Source organism: Brevundimonas naejangsanensis, assembly GCF_000635915.2.
Lineage (GTDB): Bacteria > Pseudomonadota > Alphaproteobacteria > Caulobacterales > Caulobacteraceae > Brevundimonas > Brevundimonas sanguinis.
Genome location: NZ_CP015614.1, coordinates 227,519 through 253,843, shown reverse-complemented (window position 1 = coordinate 253,843; position 26,325 = coordinate 227,519). Strand labels below are relative to the sequence as shown.

The 26,325-nt window shown below is 68.0% G+C and carries 28 protein-coding genes and 1 other RNA gene; 20 read left to right on the top strand and 9 right to left on the bottom strand.

All coding sequences use genetic code 11. The features are described from left to right. Positions 1–65: 65 nt before the first annotated feature. Positions 66–875 (top strand): uracil-DNA glycosylase, encoded by an 810-nt coding sequence (locus DA69_RS01270; protein WP_025977830.1) that lies wholly within the window; start codon positions 66–68, stop codon positions 873–875. 95 nt (positions 876–970) lie between these two features. Next, entirely contained in the window at positions 971–2,662 is a 1,692-nt protein-coding gene (locus DA69_RS01265; protein ID WP_025977831.1) for a lytic transglycosylase domain-containing protein, read from the top strand. A gap of 27 nt (positions 2,663–2,689) precedes the next feature. On the opposite strand, the gene DA69_RS01260 is transcribed toward DA69_RS01265, so the two are convergent. Beyond that, positions 2,690–3,010 carry a DMT family transporter gene (locus tag DA69_RS01260; protein WP_025977832.1) on the bottom strand — a complete coding sequence of 107 codons (321 nt, stop codon included), beginning with the start codon at positions 3,008–3,010 and terminating at the stop codon, positions 2,690–2,692. 216 nt (positions 3,011–3,226) lie between these two features. On the opposite strand from DA69_RS01260, the gene purB reads away from it, so the two are divergent. From purB to DA69_RS01240, 4 genes are all read left to right on the top strand, one after another. Beyond that, positions 3,227–4,528 (top strand): adenylosuccinate lyase, encoded by a 1,302-nt coding sequence (purB, locus tag DA69_RS01255; protein WP_025977833.1) that lies wholly within the window; start codon positions 3,227–3,229, stop codon positions 4,526–4,528. A gap of 107 nt (positions 4,529–4,635) precedes the next feature. Further along, on the top strand, positions 4,636–5,064 hold the full coding sequence (locus DA69_RS01250; RefSeq protein ID WP_025977834.1) for a hypothetical protein: 429 nt from the start codon (positions 4,636–4,638) through the stop codon (positions 5,062–5,064). Then, entirely contained in the window at positions 5,061–5,570 is a 510-nt protein-coding gene (locus tag DA69_RS01245) for a DNA-deoxyinosine glycosylase (RefSeq protein ID WP_025977835.1), read from the top strand. Before DA69_RS01250 ends, DA69_RS01245 begins: the two co-directional genes overlap by 4 nt. Before the next feature lie 119 nt (positions 5,571–5,689). After that, complete coding sequence (locus DA69_RS01240) at positions 5,690–6,313, top strand: fasciclin domain-containing protein (RefSeq protein WP_029972610.1); 624 nt, start codon at positions 5,690–5,692, stop codon at positions 6,311–6,313. Positions 6,314–6,460: 147 nt separating this feature from the next. Here the strand turns inward: DA69_RS01240 and DA69_RS01235 are convergent, their stop codons facing one another. Then, complete coding sequence (locus tag DA69_RS01235; protein WP_025977837.1) at positions 6,461–6,784, bottom strand: DUF1476 domain-containing protein; 324 nt, start codon at positions 6,782–6,784, stop codon at positions 6,461–6,463. 261 nt (positions 6,785–7,045) lie between these two features. On the opposite strand from DA69_RS01235, the gene purC reads away from it, so the two are divergent. Both purC and purS read left to right on the top strand, forming a co-directional pair. Further along, entirely contained in the window at positions 7,046–7,804 is a 759-nt protein-coding gene (gene purC, locus DA69_RS01230) for a phosphoribosylaminoimidazolesuccinocarboxamide synthase (RefSeq protein ID WP_025977838.1), read from the top strand. Then, positions 7,804–8,043, top strand: a complete 240-nt coding sequence (purS, locus tag DA69_RS01225) for a phosphoribosylformylglycinamidine synthase subunit PurS (RefSeq protein WP_025977839.1) — start codon at positions 7,804–7,806, stop codon at positions 8,041–8,043. The genes purC and purS overlap by 1 nt, the downstream gene beginning before the upstream one ends. 184 nt (positions 8,044–8,227) lie before the next feature. On the opposite strand, the gene DA69_RS01220 is transcribed toward purS, so the two are convergent. Beyond that, complete coding sequence (locus DA69_RS01220; RefSeq protein ID WP_025977840.1) at positions 8,228–9,397, bottom strand: SAM-dependent methyltransferase; 1,170 nt, start codon at positions 9,395–9,397, stop codon at positions 8,228–8,230. A 123-nt stretch (positions 9,398–9,520) separates the two neighbouring features. On the opposite strand from DA69_RS01220, the gene DA69_RS01215 reads away from it, so the two are divergent. The 4 genes from DA69_RS01215 to purQ all read left to right on the top strand — a co-directional run bounded on the left by DA69_RS01215 (position 9,521) and on the right by purQ (position 12,613). Next, the gene (locus DA69_RS01215; RefSeq protein WP_025977841.1) at positions 9,521–10,003 is read left to right on the top strand and encodes a YbhB/YbcL family Raf kinase inhibitor-like protein; all 483 of its coding nucleotides are present in this window, start codon (positions 9,521–9,523) and stop codon (positions 10,001–10,003) included. A 15-nt stretch (positions 10,004–10,018) separates the two neighbouring features. Then, positions 10,019–10,405 carry a hypothetical protein gene (locus DA69_RS01210; protein ID WP_025977842.1) on the top strand — a complete coding sequence of 129 codons (387 nt, stop codon included), beginning with the start codon at positions 10,019–10,021 and terminating at the stop codon, positions 10,403–10,405. A 340-nt stretch (positions 10,406–10,745) separates the two neighbouring features. After that, positions 10,746–11,846: an IPTL-CTERM sorting domain-containing protein gene (locus tag DA69_RS01205; RefSeq protein WP_167349622.1), complete on the top strand. Its 1,101-nt coding sequence runs from the start codon at positions 10,746–10,748 to the stop codon at positions 11,844–11,846. Positions 11,847–11,950: 104 nt separating this feature from the next. Beyond that, positions 11,951–12,613 carry a phosphoribosylformylglycinamidine synthase subunit PurQ gene (gene purQ / locus DA69_RS01200; protein WP_025977844.1) on the top strand — a complete coding sequence of 221 codons (663 nt, stop codon included), beginning with the start codon at positions 11,951–11,953 and terminating at the stop codon, positions 12,611–12,613. Here the strand turns inward: purQ and DA69_RS01195 are convergent. Then, complete coding sequence (locus DA69_RS01195) at positions 12,610–12,849, bottom strand: hypothetical protein (protein ID WP_235599187.1); 240 nt, start codon at positions 12,847–12,849, stop codon at positions 12,610–12,612. The two genes, purQ and DA69_RS01195, sit on opposite strands and share 4 nt — an antisense overlap. Positions 12,850–12,970: 121 nt before the next feature. Here DA69_RS01195 and DA69_RS01190 point away from each other — a divergent pair, with 121 nt between their 5' ends. Genes DA69_RS01190 through DA69_RS01175 form a run of 4 tightly spaced genes read left to right on the top strand, consistent with a single transcriptional unit; the run spans position 12,971 to position 17,484 of the window. Next, on the top strand, positions 12,971–13,765 hold the full coding sequence (locus DA69_RS01190) for a hypothetical protein (protein WP_025977846.1): 795 nt from the start codon (positions 12,971–12,973) through the stop codon (positions 13,763–13,765). 41 nt (positions 13,766–13,806) lie between these two features. Next, the gene (purL, locus tag DA69_RS01185) at positions 13,807–16,017 is read left to right on the top strand and encodes a phosphoribosylformylglycinamidine synthase subunit PurL (protein WP_025977847.1); all 2,211 of its coding nucleotides are present in this window, start codon (positions 13,807–13,809) and stop codon (positions 16,015–16,017) included. Next, a complete protein-coding gene (locus DA69_RS01180) occupies positions 16,017–16,403 on the top strand; it encodes a hypothetical protein (RefSeq protein ID WP_025977848.1) in 387 nt (128 codons plus the stop codon). Before purL ends, DA69_RS01180 begins: the two co-directional genes overlap by 1 nt. 16 nt (positions 16,404–16,419) lie before the next feature. Beyond that, on the top strand, positions 16,420–17,484 hold the full coding sequence (locus DA69_RS01175; protein WP_029972612.1) for a glycosyltransferase family 4 protein: 1,065 nt from the start codon (positions 16,420–16,422) through the stop codon (positions 17,482–17,484). Between the two features lie 6 nt (positions 17,485–17,490). Here the strand turns inward: DA69_RS01175 and DA69_RS01170 are convergent, their stop codons facing one another. The 5 genes from DA69_RS01170 to DA69_RS01150 form a co-directional block, all read right to left on the bottom strand. Beyond that, a complete protein-coding gene (locus DA69_RS01170) occupies positions 17,491–18,312 on the bottom strand; it encodes a TIGR00282 family metallophosphoesterase (protein ID WP_025977850.1) in 822 nt (273 codons plus the stop codon). After that, a complete protein-coding gene (locus DA69_RS01165; protein WP_025977851.1) occupies positions 18,309–18,854 on the bottom strand; it encodes a 5-formyltetrahydrofolate cyclo-ligase in 546 nt (181 codons plus the stop codon). Before DA69_RS01165 ends, DA69_RS01170 begins: the two co-directional genes overlap by 4 nt. 257 nt (positions 18,855–19,111) lie before the next feature. After that, a non-coding RNA gene (ssrS, locus tag DA69_RS01160) (6S RNA) lies at positions 19,112–19,272 on the bottom strand. 217 nt (positions 19,273–19,489) lie between these two features. Continuing rightward, positions 19,490–19,831: a cell division protein ZapA gene (locus DA69_RS01155; RefSeq protein ID WP_025977852.1), complete on the bottom strand. Its 342-nt coding sequence runs from the start codon at positions 19,829–19,831 to the stop codon at positions 19,490–19,492. Next, positions 19,831–20,100 carry a hypothetical protein gene (locus tag DA69_RS01150; RefSeq protein ID WP_025977853.1) on the bottom strand — a complete coding sequence of 90 codons (270 nt, stop codon included), beginning with the start codon at positions 20,098–20,100 and terminating at the stop codon, positions 19,831–19,833. Before DA69_RS01150 ends, DA69_RS01155 begins: the two co-directional genes overlap by 1 nt. A gap of 144 nt (positions 20,101–20,244) precedes the next feature. On the opposite strand from DA69_RS01150, the gene tkt reads away from it, so the two are divergent. From tkt to DA69_RS14985, 4 genes are all read left to right on the top strand, one after another. Continuing rightward, the gene (gene tkt / locus DA69_RS01145) at positions 20,245–22,194 is read left to right on the top strand and encodes a transketolase (RefSeq protein ID WP_025977854.1); all 1,950 of its coding nucleotides are present in this window, start codon (positions 20,245–20,247) and stop codon (positions 22,192–22,194) included. A gap of 218 nt (positions 22,195–22,412) precedes the next feature. Continuing rightward, positions 22,413–23,612, top strand: coding sequence for a formate-dependent phosphoribosylglycinamide formyltransferase (gene purT, locus DA69_RS01140; protein ID WP_201105627.1), 1,200 nt, complete (start codon positions 22,413–22,415; stop codon positions 23,610–23,612). Positions 23,613–23,875: 263 nt separating this feature from the next. After that, positions 23,876–25,963 (top strand): carbon starvation CstA family protein, encoded by a 2,088-nt coding sequence (locus tag DA69_RS01135; RefSeq protein WP_025977856.1) that lies wholly within the window; start codon positions 23,876–23,878, stop codon positions 25,961–25,963. Then, entirely contained in the window at positions 25,956–26,207 is a 252-nt protein-coding gene (locus tag DA69_RS14985) for a YbdD/YjiX family protein (RefSeq protein WP_025977857.1), read from the top strand. The genes DA69_RS01135 and DA69_RS14985 overlap by 8 nt, the downstream gene beginning before the upstream one ends. Positions 26,208–26,325 lie beyond the last annotated feature (118 nt).

Below are 26,325 nucleotides of genomic sequence, written 5' to 3'. Positions count from 1 at the left end.
GTCGTGGTTATTCGCCTTATCGGGAGGTGACGCGGGGGCGGTCAAGGCCTATTGCCTAGGGTCCTATGAACGCCTCCTCCCTCGACATGGCCGCCGCAGAGGCCCTGTTCGCCTTCTGGCGCGACGCGGGCGTTGACGCCTGCTTCGAGGACGAGCCGGTCGACCGGACGATCTTTGTCGCCCCGGTCGCGGCCAAGGGACCGGCCACGATCACGCCCCTGCGTGCGCCCGGCGCGGCGCCGTCCCTCGACGAAGCCGCAGCGGAGGCCCGCCGTCTGGCGGCGGGCGCGGCGACGCTGGACGAACTGGCTGAAGCCATCGCGGCCTTCGAGGGCTGCCCCCTGCGCGCCATGGGCGCCCGTCAGGCCGTATTTGCGCGCGGCAATCCGCAAGGCTCGCTGATGATCATCGGCGAAGGCCCCGGCGCCGAGGAAGACGTGCGCGGCCAGCCCTTCGTCGGGCAGGCCGGACAGCTTCTGGACCGCATCCTGACGGCGGCGGGGCTGTTGGACGAGACCTTCATCACCAACACCGTCTTCTGGAAGACGCCGGGAAACCGCGCGCCGACGCCCCAGGAACAGGCCGCCTGCGCGCCCTTCGTCGAGCGCGCCGCGACCCTGCTCAAGCCCAAGGCGGTGCTGCTGGTCGGGGCGTCGGCGGCCAAGGCTGTGCTGAAGACCGACGACGGCATCATGCGGATCCGCGGCCAGCGGCGCGAATGGCGGCTGTCCGAGGGCGGAACCGCCGCGCCCGCCATCGCCACCCTCCATCCCGCCTTCCTGTTGCGCCAACCCCAGGCTAAGGGTCTGGTTTGGAAGGACATTCTCGATTTGTCCGTCCGTCTGCGAAGCGAAGTGGTTGAGCCGGGCGCCTGATTCAGGCATCCTGCCGTCTTGGAGACCAGTCCGCAGAGCGTCGTAGAATCCCGAATCGAGACGGGGCCGACGCCGACGAAGGGGGCCGCCGCGTCATGTATTCTTTCCGCCGGACGCGTCGCGCGTCTCTGTTCGCCTTCGCCCTGTGCGCCCTAGCTGGGGGCGTCGCCCAGGCCGAGGATGCTGACTCCTCCCGCCCCTATGTGGCGACGGCCGCTGTCGCCGAGGCCTCGCCTACGGCGCTGAGCAGCGAGGACCGCCTTAGCTACACCACCGCCTTCGACGCCCTGCGGCGCGGCGATCTGGAGCTGGCCCGCAACTCGGCGCGTCAGGCCAAGGACCGCGTCCTTCTGGGCCAGGTCGAGTTCGAACGCCTGTTCCACCCCAGCCACGTCGCCGCCTATGAGGAGCTGTCGGCCTGGCTGGAGACCTATTCCGACCTGCCGATGGCCGACCGGGTCTATACCCTGGCCATGCGGCGCCTGCCCGACGGCGCGCCCGAGCCCAAGCGTCCAGGCGGCCTGCTGTCCCGCACCTGGGCCAGCCTGACCAGCCCCGGCGACGGCGGGGTGAATGATCCGGCCAAGGCCGCGCGCGTGGCCCTGAACAACGATGATCTGGCCGGCGCCTATGACATGGGCCAGCAGATCGGCGACTGGTGGACGGCCGGGCTGGCCGCCTGGCGGATGGACCGGCACGCCGAGGCCTTCCGCGCCTTTGAACACGTAGCCCAGGACCCGACCGAGGATCCGTGGGTGCGCTCGGGCGGCGCCTTCTGGGCGGCGCGGGCGGCGGCCCAGTCGGGCCGTCAGGAGCGCGTGGTCGAATACCTGCGCCAGGCCGCGCGCTGGCCGGCCACCTTCTACGGCCAGATCGCCCTGCATCAGCTGGGCGAAGAGCCGGTGATCGAGAACTTGGGGCCGCGCTCCTATGAGGCGACGCTGCAGCGCGCCGCCTTGGCGCCCGAGCCGATCGGCGTCGACACGCGCGCGCTCAACGCCTTCATCCAGTCGGACGAGGACGCTCGCCGCACCGTGGCCCTGTACGAAGTCGGGCGACGCAGCGACGCCGAACTGGCCGCCCGCAACGGCCTGCGCGCCGCCAGCGGCGACACCGCGGCGCGCCCGATGTGGGCCGGGATCTATCGCCTGGTTTCCTCAGGCCGCGCCGCCCAGTCCGAGGCCAGCCGCATCGACGCCCTCCACTACCCGATGCCCGAACTGCAGCCGATCGGCGGCTTCACCATCGAGAAGGCCCTCGTCTACGCCATCGCGCGCAAGGAGACGGGCTTTGACGCCAACGCCCGCTCGGGCGCCGGCGCCTATGGGCTGATGCAGGTCATGCCGACCACCGCCGCCCACATGACCGGAGACCAGGGCTATGTCCGCACGCCCCAGCGCCTGCTGGACCCGGCGGTGAACATGAAGCTGGGCCAGGACTATGTGAACCGCCTGTTCCAGATCGAGTCCTTCCAGGGCGACCTGCTGAAGGCGGTGGCCTCCTACAACGCCGGGCCGGGACCGATGCTGGCGGCGATCCGCAAACTGGGCGCCGACGCCGATCCCCTGCTGCTGATCGAGAGCATCGACGTGCCTCAGGCCCGCGAATACGTCGAGAAGGTCGTCGCGGCCTATTGGATCTATCAGCGGATGATGGGCGGGCCGGTCAAGACGCTGGAGGCCCTGGCCTCGGGCGCGCGCGCCGTACCGATCCGCCTCGACTACGTCCCGCCCGCCCCGGCGCCGCTGCAGGTGGCCGAGGCCGTGCTGGGCGGCGGCTCGCGCTAGGCCAGCCTGGGGCGCGGCCGCGGGCCGTCACTGGCTGGAGGCGAGCTTCAGCACCACCAGGCCGCTGACGATCAGCACGGCGCCGAAGACGCGCAGGGGCGTGATCGGCTCGCCCAGCACGGCGATGCCGACGACGAAGGCGCCCACAGCGCCGATGCCGGTCCAGATCACATAGGCGGTGCCCAGCGGCAGGGACTTCATCGCCAGCGACAACAGGCCGAAGCTGACGATCATGAAGCCGATGGTGCCAACGGTCGCCCACGGCTTGGTGAAGCCTTCCGACATCTTCATCAGGAAGGCCCAGACGATCTCGAACAGACCGGCGAGCAGAAGGAAAATCCAGGCCATGACAGTCTCCCTTGCATGGCGTGCCGGGTCGTCCCGGCGTCATGCCCATAATGGGAGAGGTCGTCCTCTGAGCGCGCTGTATCTGGGACAGGGCCCCCGCCAGTCAAGATTTCCGCGCCGAGGAATGCCGATCCGCGCGGAAGTGATGCTCAAAAGCCGCCACTTCCGCCCGGCCAACCTTGACTCCCGGCCCCTCGCGAACGACACGACGCGTCCATGATCACGCGCTATTCCCGCCCCGACGCCGTCGCCATCTGGTCGCAAGAGACCAAGTACAAGATCTGGTTCGAGATCGAGGCCCACGCCGCCACGAAGATGGCCGAGTTGGGCGTCATTCCGACCGAGGCCGCGCAGGCCATCTGGGCCAAGGGCAAGGACGCGACCTTCGACGCCGACCGCATCGATGAGATCGAAAGCGTCACCAAGCACGACGTCATCGCCTTCCTGACGCACGTGGCCGAGATCGTCGGCGACGAGGCCCGCTTCCTGCACCAGGGCATGACCTCCTCGGACGTGCTGGACACCTGCTTCGCGGTGCAGCTGGCGCGCTCGACCGACCTGCTGCTGGGCGGCATCGACCGAGTTCTCGCCGCGCTGGAAAAGCGCGCCAAGGAGCACAAATACACTCCGACCGTAGGTCGTTCGCACGGCATCCACGCCGAGCCGGTGACCTTCGGCCTGAAGCTGGCCGGCTATCACGCCGAGTTCCAGCGCGCCAAGCGCCGCCTGATCACCGCCCGTGAAGAGATCGCCACCTGCGCCATCTCGGGCGCCGTCGGCACCTTCGCCAACGTCGATCCGGCGGTTGAGCAATACGTCGCCGACCAGATGGGCCTCAGCGTCGAGCCGGTCTCGACCCAGGTCATCCCGCGCGATCGCCACGCCGCCTATTTCGCCGCCCTGGGCGTCGTCGCCTCCTCGGTCGAGCGCCTGGCCGTGGAAATCCGCCACCTGCAGCGCACCGAAGTCCTCGAAGCCGAGGAGTTCTTCGACAAGGGCCAGAAGGGCTCGTCGGCCATGCCGCACAAGCGCAACCCGATCCTGACCGAGAACCTGACCGGCCTGGCCCGTCTGGTCCGCTCGGCCGTGACCCCGGCGATGGAGAACGTCGCCCTGTGGCACGAGCGGGACATCAGCCACTCCTCGGTCGAGCGCGGCATCGGCCCGGACGCCACCATCCACCTGGACTTCGCCCTGCACCGTCTGGCGGGCGTGATCGAGCGCCTGAACGTCTACCCTGAGAACATGCAGAAGAACCTCGACCGCCTGGGCGGCCTGGTCTTCTCGCAACGGGTCATGCTGGCCCTGACGCAGGCGGGCGTGTCGCGCGAAGACGCCTATGCGGCGGTTCAGGAGAACGCCATGAAGGTCTGGCGCGGCGAAGGCGTCTTCATCGACTTCCTGAAGGCCGACCCGCGCGTCACCCTGCCCCACGACGAGCTCGAGGCCCTGTTCGACCTCGGCTACCACACCAAGAACGTGGACGTGATCTTCGCTCGGGTGTTCGGCGAGGCCTGAGCCTTTGTATGGAAAGCCAAGGGCCGCATCACGGCCCTTGGCCCCGGCGCTCCGCCTGCCCTATGAGGGAATATCGGCGTGATCCCACGCCCCGGAGCGCCCGCACGATGTCCCAGCCGCCCCTTCGCCTGAACCCCGCCCTCGACGCTCAGAAATATGCGGACGTCTATGCGCGCGACGGGCTGGTGCAGATTCCCGACGTGTTCGAGAAACCGACGGCGGAACTGATCAGCGAGATCATGGAGACCTCCCTGCCCTGGTCCCTGAGCTTCTCGGGCGAGGACGGGCGGCCGGTCAAAATCCTGATGGAGGCCCTGCAAGGCGCGGCGGGGGACCTCAGGGAACAGGTCGCCGCCCTGATCCAGCGCAGCGGCAAGCAGTACGGCTTCATCTATTTCAACTTCGGCATGGTGTCCGCCTACAACAGCGGCGAACCGCGCGCCAACCATCCGATGCACCCGGTGACCGGCTTCCTGATGGGCGAGGAATTCGCCGCCTTCGGCCGTCAGCTGACCGGGTTCCGGCGCGACCGGTGAGCACGGCCCGCCGGGTCGGCTTTGCGCCCGTCGTTGACGAGCGCACATGCGTCCTGATCCTCGGCAGCCTGCCGGGCGACGCCTCGCTGAGCGCGGGTCAATACTACGCTCACCCGCGCAACGCCTTCTGGCGGCTGATGGAGGCCTTGCTCGGCGCGCCGCTGGCCGCCCTGCCCTACCCGGCGCGGCTGGAGGCGCTCCTGGCGCATGGCGTCGGCCTATGGGACGTGATCGCCTCGGCCGAGCGTCGCGGCAGTCTGGACGCCGCCATCCGCAATCCCGAAGCCGCCGATCTGATCGACTTGACGGCGCGTCTTCCGGCCTTGCACGCGGTCGCCTTCAATGGCGGAACGGCGGCGCGCGCGGGGCGGCGCATCCTGGAGGGCGCGACCACAGCCGCCCTGCTCGACCTGCCGTCATCCAGCCCCGCCCACGCGCGGCCCTTCGAGAAAAAACTGGCGCAGTGGTCCACTTTGAGCCCTTATCTGGCCGCTGGGCGCACATGATCGGCGCGGGCCGTTCACGTGTCGCGCCGGAAAATTTGATCGCCACCGCATCCTTTTGGGGTTCTGAGTCGTAATCCTTCCCGACACGGGCGCCGCCCGTTCATCGAAGGAGAGAAGCCATGATGACCCATCGCACCGCCGCGCTCGCGGCCGTTTCGAGCTTCGCCCTGCTGGCGCTGGCCGCCTGCGGCCAGAACGAAGCCAAGCAGGAGCCAGCCCCCGTCGAGGTGGCGCCGCCGCCCATGACCTCCGCCGCAACCGAGCCGATGGCCGGCGGCGCAGCGATGAACCCGTCAGACAATCTGGTCGCCAACGCCTCCAAGGCGCCGAACCTGACCACCCTGGTCAGCGCGATCCAGGCCGCCGGTCTGGCCGAGCGCCTGCAGGGTCCCGGCCCCTTCACTGTCTTCGCCCCCGACAACGCCGCCTTCGAGAAGATTCCCGCCGCGACGCGCGAGGGTCTGATGCAGCCGGCGCAGAAGGCCGCCCTGACCAAGATTCTGACCTACCACGTCGTGCCCGGCCGCCTGACCGCCGCGGACCTCGCCGCCCAGGCTCAAGCCAACGGCGGGACGGCCACCCTGACCACCGTTCAGGGCGAGAAGCTGACGGCCAAGGACATGGGCGGCGGCAAGTGGGAGCTGACCGACGCCAAGGGCGGCAAGGCCATGGTCACCCAGGCCGACATGGCTCAGTCCAACGGCGTGGTGCATGTCATCGACACGGTGCTGATGCCGAAATAACCGGCGAGCGCATCGCTCAAAAGCAAAAGGCCGCTGCCGATCGCCGGCAGCGGCCTTATGTTTTGGTCAGCCTCCGAGGATGAGGCCGCCGTCTTGAAATCCCCGTCAGGAACTCAGCCGCCAAGCCCCCCGGGCTGATCCAGCGGCTTATTCGCCGGCGCGGATCTGTTCGCGGGCGATCGAGGCCAGTTCGTCCATCTTGGAGCGCAGCTCGCCCTCGGAGACGGTCAGGCCCGAGCCCTTGAAGTCGCCGGCGACCTTGCGGAAGACGTCTTCCTCGCCCGGCTGCTCGAAGTCCGCGCGGACCACGGCGGCGGCGTATTGCTCGGCGCTTTCCGGCGACAGGCCCATCTTCTCGGCCGCCCACAGGCCCAGCATCTTGTTGCGACGCGCGATGGCCTTGAATTCCTGTTCCTGATCGAGGGCGTATTTGGCCTCGAAGGCCTGTTCCCGATCGTCGAAGGTCGTCATGCGCGTCGTAACTCCAGCCGCGGACCAAGTCTTGTCCGCAAACGGCTCTATGGCCCCCGCCGCGACCGAACGCAACTGGGCTTCCGTGGCGACGCTGACGTAAGGGCGCTTCAGGATATTTGTGTCACAGACGCCCTTCGGCTAAAGGGCGCGTGGCTCTGTCATAGCCGCCGTCGATTCAGGACCGCGCCGCCCCGACCTTCGGGCCGCGCGTTTTTCGTTTTGCGGTCATCTGTTTTTCTTCCCGTTCGGGACCCGATGATGAACACCAAGCGCAAGAAGCTCTACGAGGGCAAGGCCAAGATCCTGTACGAGGGACCTGAGCCCGGCACGCTGATCCAATACTTCAAGGACGACGCGACCGCCTTCAACGCCCAGAAGAAGGCGACGCTTGAGGGCAAGGGCGTCATCAACAACCGCATCAGCGAATTCATCATGTCGCGCCTGAACTCGATCGGCGTGACCAACCACTTCATCAAGCGCCTGAACCTGCGCGAGCAGCTGATCCGCGAAGTCGAGATCATTCCGCTGGAAGTGGTCTGCCGCAACGTCGTCGCCGGCTCTCTGGCCCAGCGCCTGGGTCAGGAAGAGGGCACGCCCCTGCCCCGTTCGATCATCGAGTTCTACTACAAGAAAGATGAGCTGAACGACCCGATGGTGACCGAAGAGCACATCACGGCGTTCAACTGGGCCTCGACCCAGGAGCTGGACGACATTCTGGCCATGACGGTGCGGGTGAACGACTATCTGTGCGGCATGTTCGGCGCCGTCGGCATCACCCTGGTGGACTTCAAGATCGAGTTCGGCCGCGTGTGGGAGAACGACTTCAGCCGCGTCATCCTGGCCGACGAGATCAGCCCCGACTCGTGCCGCCTGTGGGATACCACCACGGGCGAGAAGCTGGACAAGGACCGCTTCCGCCGCGACATGGGCGACGTCATCGAAAGCTACACCGAGGTGGCCCGCCGCCTCGGCATCATGAAGGACATGCCGACCGTGATTCAGGGAGGGCTGCATTAATGGCCAAGGTTAAAGTTCACGTCTTCCTCAAGCCCGGCGTTCTGGACGTGCAGGGCAAGGCCGTCGAAGGCGCCCTGCAGGGTCTGGGCTGGAGCGGCGTCGCCAACGCCCGCGTCGGCAAGCTGATCGAGTTCGACCTCGACGACGCCGTCGCCGACAAGGAGGCCGAGGTGAAGCGCATGTGCGACACCCTGCTGGCCAACACGGTCATCGAAAGCTACCGGATCGAAATCGCCTGAGGCGGTAAGAGATCAGACGATCAAGGCCGCCCGAAAGGGCGGCCTTTTTCATTTCCTCCCCATGCAATGGGGAGGTGGCGCGGAGGCGCAGCCGACGTGACGGAGGGGCCGCTTGGTTCCGCTGTTGTAAAGCCCCTCCACCGCTACGCGGTCCCCCTCCCCATTACATGTGGAGGAAAGCTCCCTACCCGCACAGATAATCCCGGCTCAGCGGCACGGCCGTCTGCTTCTTGGACAGCTGCAGCTGGAACACCATGTGGCCCAGTTCGCGGAAGGCGACTTCGCTGCAGGCCAGGTAGAACTCCCACATCCGGCAAAAGCGCTCGTCATACATGGCCAGGGCCTCGCCGCGCCGGGCCAGGAACCGCTCGCGCCAATGCAGCAGCGTCTCGGCGTAGTGCAGGCGCAGGATCTCCATATCCGTGACCCACAGGCCCGCCTGCTCGATGGCGGGCAGCACCTCGGACAGGGCCGGGATATAGCCGCCGGGGAAGATGTATTTGCGAATCCACGGCTGGGTGCGGTTGGGCGGCGAGTTGCGGCCGATGGCGTGGATCACCGCCACCCCGTCGTCGTCCAGCAGGCGGGCGACGGTGTCGAAATACTCCTGATAGTTCGGCGCCCCGACGTGCTCGAACATGCCGACCGAGATGATGCGATCGAAGGTCTGGTCGAGGTCGCGATAGTCTTGAAGGCGGAAATCGGCCCGATCGGCGACGCCCAGGGCCGCCGCCCGCTCATTGGCCGTGCGGTGCTGTTCGGTGGACAAGGTGACGCCCGTCACGCGCGCGCCGCGCTCGACCATCGACAGGCCCAGCCCGCCCCATCCGGCGCCGATGTCCAGGGCGGCATGGCCCGGCTCCAGCAACAGCTTGTCGATCAGGCGGCGCTTCTTGGCCGCCTGCGCCTCTTCCAGAGTGGCGTCCGGCGTCTCGAAGAAGGCGCAGGAGTATTGCAGGTCCTCGTCCAGAAACAGGCGATAGAAGTCGACCGTCAGATCATAGTGGTGGTGGACGTTGCTGCGCGCGTGCAGGCGGTCGTTGGCCTGCTCCGCCCCGCGACGAATTCGCTGGAGCCAACTCAGTTTCGGCGAGCGCTGCCGCAAGGCTAGTTGCGAACTGGTCAGTCGCAGGAAGTCATAGATGCTCCCGCCCTCGATGCTGAACGTCCCGTCCATGAAGCACTCGCCCAAGGCCAGGTCGGGGTTGGCGGCGATGGCGACCGCCGCCTTCATGTCCGCCAACACGGCCGTGAGCTCCGGTTCGCCCGGCCCCGCCGTCAGCTCTCGGCCGTCCGGAAGCCGCACCCGGATCGCCCGCGTCTGAAAGGTTCGGTCCAACAGGGCTTGCAGCATCCCGTTCCTCCGCTCATCAAGACAGCTTGACTTAAGCTGGGGACAGAATGTCGCGCGGCAACGCCCGTGGCGAGTCTTCCGTTAGCCTAGAGATCGAATCCGCCGCCAAGGGAGAGGGCCGCCATGAGCTTCACCGTCACTTCGACCGATTTTTCCGACGGAGGCGTCCTGCCCGACGCCCAGGTCAAGGCGATCGGAAACACCTCCCCGCAACTGTCGTGGTCGGGCGCGCCGGAAGGGACCAAGAGCTTCGCCGTCACCTGTTACGACCCCGACGCCCCCACCGGCTCGGGTTTCTGGCACTGGACGGTCGCCAACATCCCCGCACACGTCCGTGAGCTGGCCGCCGGCGCGGGCGCCGTGGGCGGCGCCGATCTGCCCAAGGGCGCCGTGCAGGGCCGCACGGATTATGGCGAGGCGGGCTTCGGCGGCGCCGCCCCGCCCCCCGGCCACGGCCCGCACCGCTACATCTTCACCGTCTTCGCGGTCGACGTGGAGCGTCTGGACGTGACCGAGGACAACTCGGGCGCTGTCTTCGGCTTCAACCTGCATTTCCACACCCTGGCCAAGGCGTCGATCACGGCGACCTACGAGAACCGGGGCTAAGGCTCGGCGGCCGACATGCATCAAGCGCGACTTTCGGCCATGCCCGACCTGCTGCGGCGGCTGCTGGACCAGCCCCTGCGCCCCCTGACGCGGGCGCGCCTGCCGGATCGCGACGCTCTCTATTTATTTTATCACGGCGAGGAGCCCGTCCTGGTCGGCAGCCCCCCGCATGTGGACGAGGTCCGCACCCTGGCGCCGTCCGTGCGGCTGGCGCAGACGGTCTCGGCGCGCGGCCTGGGGACGCCCGACGTATCGACGCGCGCCGTCCCGCCGCCGCCCGTGGCCGCGCGATGGCTACGACTGGGCGACGAGGAGGATCGCGTCCTGCTGGAGCTGTACGCCGCGCAGTCCCTGGGCCTGTCGGTGTCTCATCCGCGCATCAAGGCCGGCCTGGCGGGTTGACGACGAACGCGTGACGGGCGTGGGACCGGAGGCGCGCCCTGGGTCTTCGCCGTGTTTGGCCCGGGCATGATGGCGGGCAATCTGGGCGCCTGGGCCGCTGACCACTTCGGCGTGGTGGTGCTGATCGGCAGGGGCGGCGGTGGGGCTGGACCCTCGACCAGCTGGGTCGGGCGGCGCTGCCGCTGGGCGGTTTTGCGGTCTGGCTCATCGCCTAGCTGACCGGGCGCGGCAGAACATCGTGATCATAACCGCTCATCAAGCGTTGCCATAAGCAATGAAGAGTGCTTTTTCCCAGACTGCGAGAAACCAGCGTTTCTTGCACAGAGGGGAAGGCTCAATCATGAATATTACGCCAGTCGCCGGGCGCGTGCGACGCGTGCTTCTCGGCGCCGTCGTTGCGATGGGGTTGGCCGGTCCGGCGTTTGCTCAGACCTTGTATGTCGCCAACGCCGGCTCCAACACGGTTTCGATCATTCGTCCCAATGAGGGGAACTCGATCCATACCGTCGCCGTCGGGGCCAACCCCCAGGGCATAGCCATCTCGCCCAATGGCGCTCGCGCCTACGCCGCAAACGCCGGCAGCGGCACTGTTTCAGTCATCGACACCGCCAGCCACGCCCTGGTGCACACCATTTCCGTCGAAACCACGCCCTATAGCGTGGCGGTATCGCCCAACGGCGCCCGCGCCTACAGCGCCAACTTCGGCTCGGACACCGTCTCGGTCATCGACACGGCCAGCAATGCCGTCGTCGCCACTGTGATGGTCGAAGACGGCCCCATCAGCGTGGCCGTTTCGCCTGACAACGCCTTTGTTTACGCCGTCAACTTCAACAGCAGCACCGTCTCCGTCATCCGGACGAGCGACCACGAGGTCGTCCGGACTGTGCCGGTCGGGCCGTCCGCCTACAACGTCGCCTTCTCCAGTGACGGAAGCTTCGCCTACGTCGCCAACGCCATGGACGGCAAATTGACCAAAATCAGAACAAGCGACCATTCGGCGATGGGCGACTATCCAGTCGGAATGAGCCCCCACGCCTCGGCGGTCCATCCCAACGGGAACTCCGTCCATGTCGTCCAATACGGCTCCGCTTCTGTCGGCAGCTACGACACCACAAACCTTGCGCCGATAGCCACTGCCAATGTCGGGACGAACCCTCACTCGCTGGCTTTTTCCAGCGATGGATCGCGGCTCTACGTCGCCAACTACGGCGCCCCTGGCGGCGGGATTCCCGGAACGGTGTCGGTCATCAATACGGCCACGAACACCGTGGTCGACACCATCACGGTCGGCGTCAATCCTTCCAGCATCGCGGTAGGCCCCACGACCACCTCGACCCCCGCCGCCGTCCCGACCCTGACGGAGTGGGCCATGATCCTGCTGGCCATGGCGCTGGCGGGCTTTGCGGCCCTGACGCTGCAGCGCCGTCGCCAGACAGCCTGAGCCGGGCGTTCGCTCTGACAGGAAAGGCCGCCCCGCCGTGGGCGGCCTTTTCATTTTGCGGCCCCGCCTGACATTCCTCGCGAAGGGTGCTAGGAGGCCCGGCCATGAGCGCAGCCGTCATTGTTTTCCCCGGTTCCAACTGCGATCGCGACTGCAAGGTCGCCGTCGAACGTTCCACTGGCGAACAGGTCCAGATGGTCTGGCACGCCGAGACCGAACTGCCCAAGGGCCTCGACCTGATCGTCCTGCCGGGCGGCTTCTCCTACGGCGACTATCTGCGCTGCGGCGCGATGGCGGCCCAAGCCCCGATCATGCAGGCGGTCAAGAAGGCCGCCGACGACGGCGTCACCGTGGTCGGCATCTGCAACGGCTTCCAGGTCCTGTGCGAAGCCGGGATGCTGCCGGGCGCCCTGATGCGCAACAGCAGCCTGAAATACATCTGCAAGCCGATCAGCATCACCGTCGCCAACGGCCAGACCCGCTTCACCTCGGGCTATCAGGGCCAGCGCGAAATCGTCATGACCCAGGGCAACGCCGACGGGAACTACTACGCCGACGAAGAGACGCTGAAACGCATCGAGGGCGAGGGCCAGGTCGTCTTCCGCTACGTCGACAACCCCAACGGCTCGGTCGGCGACATCGCCGGCCTGCAGAACGAGCGCGGCAATGTGCTGGGGATGATGCCTCACCCGGACCGTGCGTTCGAAGCCGAACTGGGCAGCGCCGACGGCGCCATCCTGTTCCAGAGCATCTACGCGGCGGTTTAAGGCTCCTTGCGATCCAGGACGCTGGTGCTGCGGCCAGCGTCGCCGACCTCGACCTCTTCCTCGACCGGTTCGCCGTCCTCATCGGTCGCGCGCTCCAGGGTGCCCTCGGCCCCGGACTCGTGGATGGCGGCCAGTTCGCGGGTGCCGACGCCCAGGCCCTGTTCGAGGGCGCGGTTGGTCTCGACCTCCTCTTCAAGCGTCTGCTCGATGGGTTCCGGCTTGTTTGGGTCAGGCATGACGACCTCCTTCTCAATGACCTGAAAGCAAGGCGGGAAGGCGGGCGGCGGTTCCATCGTGGCCCGATGAACCTTCTGGGCCCCGGCGCGTAGTTAAGGCGAAGCTGAGCCGGAGAGACGCATGATCGCCATCGAACGCCCCACCCCCGCCCAGCGGACCCGCCGCCTCGCTGTCCTGGCCGCCGCCGTCTTCGCCGTCATCGTGCCCGTTGTGCAGGCCTTGGGCGGTTTCGGCCTGAGCCAGGCCGAGTTCGCCGCCGACGGCAACCAGACGCTGCGGGTGGCCGGATACGCCTTTTCGATCTGGAGCCTGATTTATCTGGGAATCCTGATCTACGCCGGTCGTCAGGCCCTGCCGCAGACAGGCGAGAGCGTCCTGATCAACCGCATGGGCTGGCCGTCGGCCGTGGCCTTCTTCGGCATCGGCTTCTGGATCGTCATGGCGGCGATGAACCTGAAGGCCGCCAGCGTTCTGGTCATCTTCGCCGCGCTGCTGGCCCTGCTGCTGCCGATGCTGGCCAGCGCGCGCGCCATTCGGGCGACCGGGGCGATGGAGCGGGACCGCTGGTTCGTGATCTGGCCGCTGGCGGCGCTGGCCGGGTGGCTGACGGTCGCGGCGCCGCTGAACCTGATCACCGTGGCCACGGCGTTCGACGCCCTGCCCGCCGCTCTGTCGCCGACCGGGTGGGCCGTGGCGGCCGTGGTCGTCACCACCCTGGTCGGGATCGGCGTGACCTGGGCGCTGCGGACGATGGCCTATCCCCTGCCCATCGCCTGGGGTCTGGTCGGGGCCTTTGTGGCCGAGCAGGAGATCAAGCCGGTGCTGGCCTTCACCGCCCTGGCGGCGGCCTTCGTGCTGGTGGTGGCGGGGGTCATTGTCACCTTTGGTCTGAGACGCGGCGTCGAACGCCGGTGACGGGCTGACAGACGCCTCGGAGAGGGCTAGAAGGCCCGCCCATGAGCGCGCCCCAAAAAACCATCGCCCAATTGGCCGAAGAGTACGGCCTCGCCCCCAATGAATATCAGGTCCTGCTGGACCGGCTGGGCCGCGAGCCCAACCAGGTCGAGCTGGGCGTCTTCTCGGTCATGTGGTCCGAGCACTGCTCCTATAAGTCGTCCAAAAACCAGCTGATGAAGTTCCCGGTCACCGGACCGCGCGTCATCTGCGGCCCCGGCGAGAACGCCGGCGTGATCGACATCGACGACGGCGACGCCTGCATCTTTAAGATGGAGAGCCACAACCACCCCTCCTACATCGAGCCCTATCAGGGCGCGGCGACGGGCGTGGGCGGCATCATGCGCGACGTCTTCACCATGGGCGCGCGCCCGGTGGCGCTGCTGAACGCCCTTCGCTTCGGCGAACCGGGCCATGAGAAAACCAAACGCCTGGTCAAGGGCGTGGTCTCAGGCATCGGCGGCTATGGCAACTGCGTCGGCGTGCCGACGGTCGCGGGCGAGACGAACTTCCACAAGGGCTACAACGGCAACATCCTGGTCAACGCCATGTGCGTCGGCCTGGCCCGCGCTGACGAGATCTATTATTCGGCCGCGCCGGAAGCGGGCCACGACGTGGTCTATTTCGGCTCCAAGACCGGCCGCGACGGCATCCACGGCGCCACCATGTCCTCGGCCGAGTTCGACGACGAGTCGGACGCTAAACGCCCGACGGTGCAGGTCGGCGACCCCTTCGCCGAGAAGCTGCTGATCGAAGCTACGCTGGAGCTGATGGCCTCGGGCGCCGTGGCCGCCATTCAGGACATGGGCGCGGCGGGTCTGACCTCTTCGTCCGTCGAGATGGCGGGCAAGGGCGGCGTCGGCGTCGAGCTGGACCTCGACAAGGTGCCCCAGCGCGAAACCGGCATGACCGCCTATGAGATGATGCTGTCGGAAAGCCAGGAGCGCATGCTGGCGGTCCTGAAGCCGGGCTTCGAGGACGTCGGCTACCGCATCTTCCAGAAGTGGGGCCTGGACTTCGCCGTCATCGGCAAGACCACCGACACCGGCCATCTGGTGCTGAAGCATCACGGCGAGATCGTCTGCGACGTGCCGCTGGCCCCGCTGTTCGACGACGCGCCCCTGTATGACCGTCCGTGGGTCCAGCCCGAGCTGCAACCGCGCCTCGATCCGGGCGAAGTGCCCGCGCCGGACAGCTGGAACGACGCGGTGCTGAAGGTCATCGCCTGCCCCGACATGGCGTCCAAGCGCTGGATCTGGGAGCAGTACGACCGCCACGTCATGGCCGACACGCTGCAGGACAGCTCGACCGGCGCCGACGCGGGCGTGATCCGCGTCCACGGCACGGAAAAGGGTCTGGCCGTGACCAGCGACTGCACCCCACGCTATGTCCAGGCCGACCCCTATGAAGGCGGCAAACAGGCCGTGGCCGAGGCCTGGCGCAACCTGACGGCCGTGGGCAGCCGCCCCATCGCCATTACCGACAACCTGAACTTCGGCAACCCGCAGCGGCCCGAGATCATGGGCCAGATCGTGCGCGCCACCGACGGCATGGCCGAGGCCTGCCGCGAGCTGGACTTCCCGGTCGTGTCGGGCAACGTCAGCTTGTATAACGAGACCAACGGCGTCGCCATTCCGCCGACGCCGACCGTCGGCGCCGTGGGCCTGCTGACCAACTACGATGTAACCACCGGCTTCGCCGGCGCGGCCGAGGGCGACGTGCTGGTCCTGATCGGCCAGACCAACGGCGAACTGGGCGCCTCCATTTACCTGCGCGAAGTTCTGGGCCGCGAGGACGGCGCCCCGCCGCCGGTCGACCTTAAGTTGGAACGCAAGACCGGCGACTTCGTGCGCGGCCTGATCGAGGCGGGCGAACTGACGGTCGTTCACGACCTGTCGGACGGCGGCCTGGTCGGGGCGGCGGCGGACATCGCCCTGGCCTCGGACGTCGGGATCGAGCTGAACGCCTCCAGCGCCGCCCACGCCCACGCCTTCCTGTTCGGCGAGGATCAGGCCCGCTATCTGGTCGCCGTCTCGGACGCGGACGCCCTGATCGCCAAGGCGCAGGCCGCCGGGCTGCACGCCTCGGTCGTAGGCCAGGTCAAGGGGACGGACTTCGCCTCCTCGGGTCCGAAGGGCGAGCTGTTCCGGATCCCCGTCGCCCATGTGCGCGAGTTCCACGAAGGCTGGATGCCGAACTGGATCGAAGGCTGATGAGAGCAAAATCCCGGATTGGCGCCCTCATCCTCGTCGTCGCGGGCGCCGCCCTGCTGTCGGCCTGCGAGTTCGAGGGCGGCGATCCGGTCCAGCACGCCCTGCGCGACGCGGCCGCCGCCCGGCAGGCCGCCGCGCTGAAAACCACCGAGGAAGAAGAGGCGCAGGCGATCCGTCGTGCGACCGCTTCGGGTCCGGCCCTGCATGAGCCGGACGAGCTGTCGCGCCTGATCGCCGCACGACGCCAGGCGGTGCAGGAGACGCGCGCCGCCCTGGCCGCCATCGCCGATCCGGCGCTCAAGGCCCAGCTGACTGAAGACCTGAAGGCCGAAGAAGCCAGCCTGCGCGCGCTGGAAGCCCGCGCCGCCGCCAGAACCCCCGACTGACCTGACACGCACGGGCATGAGAACCGCCGTCGTCATGCCTGTCGGCGCGCGCTTCGACCTGCACCAGCCGAACTCGATGGAGACGGTTGCGCGCACCCTGGCGCGGGCGGACAGCGGCGAGGTTCGCATCTTCTGCTGCGAAGGCGCCCAGGATCACGGCGACGTGCCGACGCAGACCTTGCCCGCCGCGAACCGTCTGAAAGCCCTGCGTCGGGCGCTGGCCGACTATCGCCCTGACGTCATTGAGTTCCATCAGCAGACGCAGCAGGCCGTCGCCCTGACCCGGCATTTCCCGAACGCGGCCATCACCCTGTATCGCCACAACGCAGTGAAACCGCCGCGCCATATCATCGACCGCTGGCGCTATGAGCGGCGCTATGACCGGATGGACGGGCTGATCTTCGTCAGCGAGGCGGCGCGGCGGGATTTTCTGAAGGACTTCCCCCGGCTGGAGGCCAAGGCCTTCGCTGTGCCCAACCCCATCGACGTGGAGCTGTGGCGCGGCCCGAGGGACCAGCGCGAGCCGGCGATCGCCTTCGCCGGTCGCGCCATGCCGGAAAAGGGCGTGGACCTGATCTGCGCCGCCCTGCCCGCCCTGCTGGAGCGCCATCCTGACTGGCGCGCCGTGCTTATGCTGAACGACTGGGACAAACACGCAGCGTGGGCCGCGCCTCACATTGCGTCGCTGGAGCGGTTCGGCGAGCGCGTCCGGGTGCTGAAGTCGGCGCCGCTGGCGCAGGTGCGCGCCGAGATGCAGCGCGCGGCCATCGCCCTGACGCCCTCAGTCTGGGCCGAGCCTCTGGGCCTGACCGCGCTGGAGGCCCATGCGGCGGGCGCGGCGCTGGTCTCATCCGGGCGCGGCGGCCTGCGCGAGGCCAGCGGCCCGCACGCCGTCTATGTGGATGATCTGACGCCGCGAGGCCTGAGCCAGGCCATCGAGAGCCTGATTGTCGCGCCCGAACGGCGTCTGGCCCTGGCCCGCGCGGCCGAGGCCTATGTGAGCGAAACCCACGCCCCTGAACACCGCGCCCGACAGCTGGCCACCCTGCGCCAGCAGTTGGTGCAGGCCAAACGCGCTTAGGCGTCGTCAGACCTGCGGGATCGCCTGGCTGAGGCGGCCGCCGACGCGGATCGGCTCGACGCGCACAGCCAGGCCGGTGCGGTCATCCGTCTCGACGAAGACGCCGCAGACGGTGGCCGGGCCGCTGGCGGGGACGTAGCGGCCGCCCGACAGACGGGTGGTAAAGCGGCGCAGCGGCTCTTCCTTGTCGTTGCCGATGACGGAGTCGTAGTCGCAGCAGCCGCCGGCGTCGGTCTGATAGGCCGTGCCGTGGGACAGGATCTGGGCGTCCGCCGTCGGGACGTGGGTGTGGGTGCCGACCACCAGGCTGGCGCGGCCGTCGCAGAAGTGGCCCATGCCCATCTTCTCGCTGGTCGCCTCGGCGTGCATGTCGACGATGACGGCGTCGGCGACCACGCCTAGCGGCGCGGCCTCCAACTCGCGCTCCACCGCGCTGAAGGGGTCGTCCATCGGGTCCATGTGGACGCGGCCCAGCACGTTGATGACCAGCACCCGGCGGCCGTCAGCGGTGACGAAGACGTCGGCGCCGCGCCCCGGCGCGTCCATCAGGCGCGGATAGTTGGCCGGGCGGATCAGGCGCGGCTCGCGCACGATATAGGTCAGGGCCTCGCGCTGGTCCCAACTGTGGTTGCCCAGCGTCAGCACGTCGGCCCCGGCGTTGAAGATGTCGTTGGCGGTGTTCTCGGTGATGCCGAAACCGCCCGCCGCGTTCTCGGCGTTGACCACCACGAAGTCGAGCTTGAGGTCGCGCCTCAGCCCCGGCAGGTGGTCCGAAAGCCCATCGCGCCCGGACTTGCCGACCACGTCACCGAAAAACGCCAATCTCATGGGAAGGCTCTATAGCCGGTCTCGGTCAAAACGCCATGCAGGCGGATGTCATGCGGTTCCAGATCGAGGCGATCGACCGCCTGCCCGGCATAGGCGAAGCCGATGCGGCGGGCGTCGGGCAGCACGGCAAACGTCCGATCGTAATAGCCGCCCCCCTGCCCCAGCCGACCGCCGTGAGCATCGAAGGCCAGCAGGGGCGTCAGGATCAGGTCCGGCGTCACGGCGTCAGCGAGCGGCAGAGGCGCCGGGCATCCGGCGGCGTCCAGCTCCAGCGGCTCGCCCGGCGCCCAGGCGCGGAAGATCATGGCCGCGTCGCGCTCCAGCACCACCGGCAGGCATAGGCGGCGGCCGGACAGGTGCAGGACATTGGCGAGGGCGTCCGCATCCAGTTCCGACCCCATCGCGCGATAGAGGGCGACCGTTTCGCCAGGCGGCAGGGCGTCGGCATGGCCCGCCGCGCGCTCGGCCGCCTCGGCGTCGGCCTCGGCCAGACGCTTGCGCAGGGCGCGCATGGCGGCGCGAAGTTCATGCTTGGGGGTCATCGGGCTTCTCTACACGGTCGTGCGTCGTCTTTCCTCCCCACTTTGTGGGGAGGGGGACCGCTTAGCGGTGGAGGGGCAGTCGCGCCCGCGGGAACGGCCCCTCCGTCTCATCGGCTTCGCCGCCGACCCACCTCCCCATGAAATGGGGAGGAGAAGCGCTCAGCCAGCGAGCCGCCGCGCGGCGAGCGATAGCGCAGAAAACGCGCTCAAGCCGCGAGCGACCGCGTCGTGAGCATAGCGCGCTAAAAAAGAGGGTTGGCGGCGCCGCGTGAGCCGTGAAGAACGTTTAAATCCTCTCGACCTGGGTAGCCAGGTGGGCTCCGTATGCCCAGGCCCTCGAGCCCGGACAGGGACAGATCCCTATGAGTGAATTAAGGTCAGAAGGATATGTTGTCTTCGACGTGAGCCGCAGCAGGACCCGCCGCCAAGCAAGATAGGCGTTCGGGCGGGTTTCAACAATGGCGAAGCGCGCGATTCTCTCTCCCCGTCCCGGGGAGGGTGGTCGCGCAGCGACCGGGTGGGGAGGGCTTGGTGATAGGCACTCAGCGCCTGAATAGCCTCGCCGCCCCCACCCGGCTTCGGCCTGACGGCCTCAGCCACCCTCCCCTGGACAGGGAGGGAGAGGCGTCGGCGTCCTATATCGTCTGGACGATCTTCTCGATCTTTGCGGCCACGGCGTTCAACGCCTCGGCCACGCCTTCACTGTTCGCAGCGGGCGCCGCAACAGCCGCAGCCGCCGCCTTGGCCCGGCCCGAGTTCTGAACCGCCGCCTGACGCTTCGCCTCTGCAAGCTCGTCCGACAGCATCAGGGCGGCCATCAGGAACAGGCGAACGTCGCCGACCTGCCCCACCTGATCAGCCACGCCCTGCACCCGATCATTGAACTGGGCCGCCAGATCGCGCACCCGCGCCTCCTGACCGTCGGCGCATCCCACAGCATAGGGTCGGCCATAGACCTCTACCGTCACTGTCGCCATCAGTTCGTCTCCTCTTGCCCGACCTGCTGCGCCAGCACCTCGCGCACGGCGTCGGCCGCACGGGCCAGGGCCTGAGCGGTTTCCTGGCCGACGTCTTCAAGCTCGGCGATGCGCGCCACGTCGGCCGCGTTCGAAGGACGCGGCGCGAACAGGTCGTCGTCAGGGATGGGCGGGGCCGAGGCGGGCCTCGCCTTCAGCTCCAACACCTTGCGTTCCAGATCGGCCAGCGCTCGATCGATCCGCGCCTTTGCAGCCGTAACCGCGTCCATGGGGGTCCTTTCTTCCAGATTCCGTGTAGAACCTGCCGGCGCGCCGGGGTAAAGCGGCGCCGCCCCCGCTTTATCCTGTTCCTGAGGAAAGGTCTCGCCGTGACCGACGCCCAAGCCGCATTCGCCAAGCCTTCGCCCAAGCAGATGGCCGACGCCATCCGGGTGCTGTCCATGGATGCGGTCGAAAAGGCCAAGAGCGGCCACCCCGGCATGCCGATGGGCATGGCCGACGTCGCCACCGTCCTTTATTCGAAATTCCTGAAGTTCGACGCCAGCCGCCCCGACTGGGCCGACCGCGACCGCTTCATCCTGTCGGCGGGCCACGGATCGATGCTGATCTACAGCCTGCTGCACCTGACGGGCTATAAGGACGCGACCCGGGAACAGCTGGAGAACTTCCGCCAGTGGGGCTTCAAGACGGCCGGCCACCCGGAATACGGCCACATGGCCGGGATCGAGACGACCACCGGCCCGCTGGGTCAGGGCCTGGCCACCTCGGTCGGCTTCGCCATTGCGGAGCGGCATCTGGCGGCGCGCTTCGGCAAGGATCTGGTCGATCACCGCACCTGGGTCATCGCCGGCGACGGCTGCCTGATGGAAGGCGTGTCGCAGGAAGCCATCGCCCTGGCCGGCCGCCTGAAGCTGAACAAGCTGTGCGTCCTGTGGGACGACAATGAGATCACCATCGACGGCAAGCTGTCGCTGTCCGACGCCACCGACCAGCTGGCCCGCTTCAAGGCCTCGGGCTGGGCGGTCAAGGCCATCGACGGCCACGATTACAAGCAGATCCAGAAGGCGCTGAACTGGGCGACCAAGCAGGACAAGCCGACGCTGATCGCCTGCAAGACCAAGATCGGCAAGGGCGCCGCCACCCTGGAAGGCAGCCACAAGACCCACGGCGCCGCCCTGGGCGCCGTGGAGATCGCCGCCACGCGTCAGGGGCTGAACTGGCCGTTCGAGCCGTTTGAACTGCCCGAAGGCGTCCAGAAGGCCTGGGCCAAGGTCGGCAAACAGGGCGCCAAGACCCGCAAGGCGTGGGAAGCCCGCTTGCTGAACCACGACCACCGCGACGACTTCACCCGCGCCATGGCCGGCGACCTGCCCACCGGCGCCTTCGAGGCGCTGGACGCCAAGCTGAAGCAGCTGGTCGCCGACCAGCCCGCGATGGCCACGCGCCAGTCCTCGGGCGAGGCGCTGGAAACGGTGTTCGCGGCCATCCCCGAACTGGTCGGCGGCTCTGCGGACCTGACCGGCTCGAACAACACCTTCGTCAAGAACACGCAGATCATGGACGCGCCGGACTACGCCGGCCGCTATCTGAACTACGGCATCCGCGAGTTCGGCATGGCCGCGGCGATGAACGGTCTGGCGCTGCACGGCGGGGTCATTCCCTACGGCGGCACCTTCATGGCGTTCGCAGACTATAGCCGTCCGGCGATCCGTCTGGGCGCCCTGATGGGCGTGCGCGCGATCCACGTCCTGACGCACGACAGCATCGGCCTGGGCGAAGACGGCCCGACGCACCAGCCGGTGGAGCATCTGGCGGCCCTGCGCGCCATCCCCAACCTGCTGACCATGCGCCCCGCCGACACGGTTGAGGCGCTGGAGTGCTGGCAGGTCGCCCTGCAGCACAAGACCACGCCGACGGCCCTGTGCCTGTCGCGCCAGAAGACCCCGGCGGTCCGCGTCACCGACGCGGGCGAGAACCTGTCGCGCAAGGGCGCCTATGAGCTGAAGGCCGCCAGCGGCGAAGCCAAGGTCACCCTGTTCGGCACCGGCACCGAGGTCGCCCTGGCTCTGAAGGCCGCGGAGATGCTGGAAGCCGAAGGCACGCCCACCCGCGTCGTCTCGGTCCCCTGCTTCGCCCTGTTCGAGCAGCAGCCCAAGGCCTATCAGGACGCCGTGATCGGCCGCGGCACGGTCCGCGTCGCCGTCGAGGCCGCGATTAAGCAGGGCTGGGAACGCTTCATCGGCGAGGATGGCGGCTTTGTCGGCATGACCGGCTTCGGCGCCTCCGCCCCGGCCGAAGTCCTCTACCGCGAGTTCGGTATCACCGCCGAGGCCGTGGTGGAACAGGTCAAGGCCCGGCTGTAATCTGCGCTCAAGCAGCCGTAAGGCGATAGCGATCAAGAAGACTCCTTCTCCCCTTGTGGGAGAAGGTGGTCTGCGAAGCAGATCCGATGAGGGGTGTCGGCGCGCCCCTCAATGATCTTTTCGACCGGCGGCATGACATCGGACACCGCGCCGCCGTCACCCCTCATCCGGGTCGCGCTGCGACCCACCTTCTCCCACAAGGGGAGAAGGAAGCGGAGATGATCATGCGTATCGGCACACCCCTCTCCGACACGGCCACCCGCGTCATGCTGCTCGGCTCGGGCGAACTAGGCAAGGAAGTGGCCATCGAGCTGCAGCGCCTTGGCGCCGAGGTGATCGCGGTCGACCGCTACGCCAACGCCCCGGCCATGCAGGTGGCGCACCGCAGCCACGTCATCCCCATGACCGACGCCCAGGTGCTGAACGGCGTGATCCTGGCCGAGGCGCCGCACATCATCGTGCCCGAGATCGAGGCCATCGCCACCGAAGTGCTGGCCGGCATCGAGGAAGCGGGCTTTGCGCGCGTCATCCCCACCGCGCGGGCGACCCAACTGACCATGAACCGCGAGGGCATCCGCCGTCTGGCCGCCGAGGAACTGGGCCTGCCGACCAGCCCCTACGCCTTCGCCGCCTCGGCGCAGGAACTGGCGGCGGGCGCGCAGACCGTGGGCTTCCCCTGCTTCGTCAAGCCGGTGATGTCGTCCTCGGGCAAGGGCCAGTCCTATGTCGAGGGGCCTGAAGGCGTCGCCGACGCCTGGGCCTACGCCGAAGCCTCGGGCCGGGTCGCGGGCGGCGTCGTCATCGTCGAGGGCCGGATCGACTTCGACTATGAGATCACCCTGCTGACGGTGCGGTCATTGCGGGACGGCGCGATCGCTACGTCCTTCTGCGCCCCCATCGGCCATCGCCAGCAGAAGGGCGACTATGTCGAAAGCTGGCAGCCCCAAGCCATGAGTCCCGGCGCGCTGAAGGCGGCGCAAGACATTGCGGCCAAGGTGACCGACGCGCTGGGCGGCCTGGGCGTCTTCGGCGTCGAACTGTTCGTGAAGGGCGACGAGGTGTGGTTCTCGGAGGTGTCGCCGCGTCCGCATGATACCGGCCTCGTGACGCTGGCCACGCAGGTCATGAGCGAGTTCGCGCTGCACGCCCGCGCCATTCTGGGCCTTCCGGTGGACGTGACCCTGCGCGAGCCGGGCGCCAGCGCCGTCATCTACGGCGGCATCGAGGCGCAAGGCGTGGTGTTCGAGGGCGTGGCCGAGGCCCTGTCGGTCCCGACCGCCGACCTGCGCCTGTTCGGCAAGCCCGAGAGCTATGCGACGCGCCGCATGGGCGTGGCTCTGGCCCGCGGCGCCGATACGGCCGAGGCGCGGGCGCGCGCAGGCGAAGCGGCGGGCAAGGTGCGAGTGGTCGCTCCGTAATCCTTCTCCCCTTGTGGGAGAAGGTGGCAGGCGGAGCCTGACGGATGAGGGGTGCTTGCGCCACCTTTCCTCAAGAAGGGCCCGCGTCCGCTCAGAACCTCAACCGCCGCGCCAACACCCCTCATCCGAGCGCCTCCGGCGCCCACCTTCTCCCACAAGGGAGAAGGAAGCCGGCCTACGACTTTTGTCGATTGGCGCCGGGCGCGATTAGGGTCCAAAAAAGGCGAAAGGTCGCACCCAGTCGACCCGGAGGACCCTTCGCCATGGGCAAGCTCAGGACCGCGCTGATTTTCGGCGCCATCGCCATTCTGGGGGCCGTCGCCCTCGCCGTCATCGCCCTGCACCAGGGCGAAAGCATCAGCGCCGTCTGGATCGTCGTGGCGGCGCTGTGCGTCTACGCCATCGCCTACCGTTTCTACGCCCGCTATCTGGCCGGAAAGGTGCTGGGGCTGAACGCGCGCAGACCAACGCCCGCCGTCAGACATAACGACGGCCTCGACTATGTGCCGACGCCGCGCAACGTCCTGTTCGGCCACCACTTCGCGGCCATCGCGGGCGCGGGCCCCCTGGTGGGGCCGGTGCTGGCGGCGCAGATGGGCTATCTGCCCGGCGTCCTGTGGATCCTGGTCGGCGCCGTGCTGGCGGGCGCGGTGCAGGACATGATCGTCCTGTTCATGTCGACCCGCCGCGACGGCCGGTCGCTGGGCGACATGGTCCGCACCGAGATGGGGCCCATCCCCGGCGTCATCGCCCAGGTCGGGGTGCTGATGATCATGGTCATCATCCTGGCCGTGCTGGCGCTGGTGGTGGTCAAGGCCCTGGCCGAGAGCCCGTGGGGAACGTTCACCGTCGCCGCCACCATTCCCATCGCCGTCTTCATGGGCCTGTACACGCGCTATCTGCGGCCCGGCCGCGTGGGCGAGGTGTCGGTCATCGGCGTGGTGCTGCTGGTCCTGGCCATCATCGGCGGCGGCCATATCGCCGCGGATCCGTTCTGGGGCCCCGCCTTCACCCTGTCGGGCACGACCCTGGCCCTGGCCATGATGGCCTACGGCTTCATCGCCTCGGTCATTCCGGTGTGGCTGCTGCTGGCGCCGCGCGACTACCTGTCCACCTTCCTGAAGATCGGCGCCATCGTCGCCCTGGCCATCGGCATTCTGATCGTGCGCCCGCACATTCAGATGCCGGCCATCACGCCCTTCATCGACGGCAGCGGCCCCGTCTTCTCCGGCGCCCTCTTCCCCTTCCTGTTCATCACCATCGCCTGCGGGGCCGTGTCCGGCTTCCACGCCCTGATCTCGTCCGGCACCACGCCCAAGCTGCTGGAGAATGAGAACCAGATTCCGCTGATCGGCTACGGTGCCATGCTGTGCGAAAGCTTCGTAGCCATCATGGCCCTGATCGCCGCCACCGTGCTGGACCCGGCCGTCTATTTCGCCATGAACAGCCCGGTGGCCGTCATCGGCGACAATGCGGCCTCGGCCGCCGCCGCCGTGGCCCAGTGGGGCTTCCACATCACCCCGGCCGAGCTGGAGCAGCTGGCCAAGGACGTGGGCGAACACTCCATCCTGTCGCGCGCGGGCGGCGCCCCGACGCTGGCCGTGGGCATGGCGCACATCCTGTCGGGCGTCATCGGCGGCAAGGCCATGATGGCCTTCTGGTACCACTTCGCCATCCTGTTCGAGGCCCTGTTCATCCTCACCACGGTCGATGCAGGCACCCGCGTCTGCCGCTTCATGATCCAGGATCTGCTGGGCATGGCCGTGCCGAAGATGCGCCAGACCCAGTCCTGGACCGGCAACGTCGTGGCCACGGCCCTGACGGTCGGGCTGTGGGGCTATTTCCTCTATACCGGCGTGGTCGATCCGCTGGGCGGGATCAACAGCCTGTGGCCCCTGTTCGGCATCGCCAACCAGATGCTGGCGGCGGTCGCCCTGATCCTGGGCACGGTCGTCCTGTTCAAGATGAAACGGCACAGGTTCGCCTGGGCCACGGCGGTTCCGGCGGTCTGGCTGCTGATCTGCACGGTCACGGCAGGGCTGCAGAAGCTGTTCCACCCCGACGTGAAGATCGGCTTCCTGGCCCACGCCCGGAAGTATCAGGACGCCATGGCCGCCGGAGAGATCCTGGCCCCGGCCAAGACCATCGGCGACATGCACCGGGTCATCGTCAACGACTACGTCAACTCGGCGCTGACGGCGGGCTTCCTGTTCGTGGTGCTGACGGTCGTGGTCTATGGCGTCGGAGCCTGTCTCAAGGCGCTGAAGTCCGGGCAACCGACCGTGGTCGAGACCCCGGCCGCGCATGAGCTGACCCTGGCCGACGAAGCCATGGACATCGCCCGTGCTTAGGCCGCCTGCTTCCTTCACCCCCGGCGGCGCGGACCTGTTCTGCGCCTGCCGCGACACCCTGGTGCGGTGGGGCAAGGACGCCCGCCGCACCGCCGGGCTGATGATCGGCCAGCCGGACTACGACGCCTATGTCGCCCATGCGAAGGCGACCCATCCGGATCAGGCGCCGCTGGACCGCACCGCCTTCTTCCGCCTGCACGAAGCGCGACGGTTCGGCGAAGGCGGCGGCTTCCGCTGCTGCTGAGCGGCTTGACCGCATCCGGACGGTTACAGGCGATCATATCTTGTTACGGGCCTTGTGACGGGGACGGGGTTGCAACCGCGCGCGCTCCGTCCCACTAAGGCGCCAATCACAACCGCCC

What these genes read in the sequence shown, in the direction of transcription:
- DA69_RS01270 (WP_025977830.1), top strand. Translation starts at nt 66, where the DNA reads ATGAACGCCTCCTCCCTCGACATGGCCGCCGCAGAGGCCCTGTTCGCC.
- DA69_RS01265 (WP_025977831.1), top strand. Translation starts at nt 971, where the DNA reads ATGTATTCTTTCCGCCGGACGCGTCGCGCGTCTCTGTTCGCCTTCGCC.
- DA69_RS01260 (WP_025977832.1), bottom strand. Translation starts at nt 3,010, where the DNA reads ATGGCCTGGATTTTCCTTCTGCTCGCCGGTCTGTTCGAGATCGTCTGG.
- purB (WP_025977833.1), top strand. Translation starts at nt 3,227, where the DNA reads ATGATCACGCGCTATTCCCGCCCCGACGCCGTCGCCATCTGGTCGCAA.
- DA69_RS01250 (WP_025977834.1), top strand. Translation starts at nt 4,636, where the DNA reads ATGTCCCAGCCGCCCCTTCGCCTGAACCCCGCCCTCGACGCTCAGAAA.
- DA69_RS01240 (WP_029972610.1), top strand. Translation starts at nt 5,690, where the DNA reads ATGATGACCCATCGCACCGCCGCGCTCGCGGCCGTTTCGAGCTTCGCC.
- DA69_RS01235 (WP_025977837.1), bottom strand. Translation starts at nt 6,784, where the DNA reads ATGACGACCTTCGACGATCGGGAACAGGCCTTCGAGGCCAAATACGCC.
- purC (WP_025977838.1), top strand. Translation starts at nt 7,046, where the DNA reads ATGAACACCAAGCGCAAGAAGCTCTACGAGGGCAAGGCCAAGATCCTG.
- purS (WP_025977839.1), top strand. Translation starts at nt 7,804, where the DNA reads ATGGCCAAGGTTAAAGTTCACGTCTTCCTCAAGCCCGGCGTTCTGGAC.
- DA69_RS01220 (WP_025977840.1), bottom strand. Translation starts at nt 9,397, where the DNA reads ATGCTGCAAGCCCTGTTGGACCGAACCTTTCAGACGCGGGCGATCCGG.
- DA69_RS01215 (WP_025977841.1), top strand. Translation starts at nt 9,521, where the DNA reads ATGAGCTTCACCGTCACTTCGACCGATTTTTCCGACGGAGGCGTCCTG.
- DA69_RS01210 (WP_025977842.1), top strand. Translation starts at nt 10,019, where the DNA reads ATGCATCAAGCGCGACTTTCGGCCATGCCCGACCTGCTGCGGCGGCTG.
- DA69_RS01205 (WP_167349622.1), top strand. Translation starts at nt 10,746, where the DNA reads ATGAATATTACGCCAGTCGCCGGGCGCGTGCGACGCGTGCTTCTCGGC.
- purQ (WP_025977844.1), top strand. Translation starts at nt 11,951, where the DNA reads ATGAGCGCAGCCGTCATTGTTTTCCCCGGTTCCAACTGCGATCGCGAC.
- DA69_RS01195 (WP_235599187.1), bottom strand. Translation starts at nt 12,849, where the DNA reads ATGCCTGACCCAAACAAGCCGGAACCCATCGAGCAGACGCTTGAAGAG.
- DA69_RS01190 (WP_025977846.1), top strand. Translation starts at nt 12,971, where the DNA reads ATGATCGCCATCGAACGCCCCACCCCCGCCCAGCGGACCCGCCGCCTC.
- purL (WP_025977847.1), top strand. Translation starts at nt 13,807, where the DNA reads ATGAGCGCGCCCCAAAAAACCATCGCCCAATTGGCCGAAGAGTACGGC.
- DA69_RS01180 (WP_025977848.1), top strand. Translation starts at nt 16,017, where the DNA reads ATGAGAGCAAAATCCCGGATTGGCGCCCTCATCCTCGTCGTCGCGGGC.
- DA69_RS01175 (WP_029972612.1), top strand. Translation starts at nt 16,420, where the DNA reads ATGAGAACCGCCGTCGTCATGCCTGTCGGCGCGCGCTTCGACCTGCAC.
- DA69_RS01170 (WP_025977850.1), bottom strand. Translation starts at nt 18,312, where the DNA reads ATGAGATTGGCGTTTTTCGGTGACGTGGTCGGCAAGTCCGGGCGCGAT.
- DA69_RS01165 (WP_025977851.1), bottom strand. Translation starts at nt 18,854, where the DNA reads ATGACCCCCAAGCATGAACTTCGCGCCGCCATGCGCGCCCTGCGCAAG.
- DA69_RS01155 (WP_025977852.1), bottom strand. Translation starts at nt 19,831, where the DNA reads ATGGCGACAGTGACGGTAGAGGTCTATGGCCGACCCTATGCTGTGGGA.
- DA69_RS01150 (WP_025977853.1), bottom strand. Translation starts at nt 20,100, where the DNA reads ATGGACGCGGTTACGGCTGCAAAGGCGCGGATCGATCGAGCGCTGGCC.
- tkt (WP_025977854.1), top strand. Translation starts at nt 20,245, where the DNA reads ATGGCCGACGCCATCCGGGTGCTGTCCATGGATGCGGTCGAAAAGGCC.
- purT (WP_201105627.1), top strand. Translation starts at nt 22,413, where the DNA reads ATGATCATGCGTATCGGCACACCCCTCTCCGACACGGCCACCCGCGTC.
- DA69_RS01135 (WP_025977856.1), top strand. Translation starts at nt 23,876, where the DNA reads ATGGGCAAGCTCAGGACCGCGCTGATTTTCGGCGCCATCGCCATTCTG.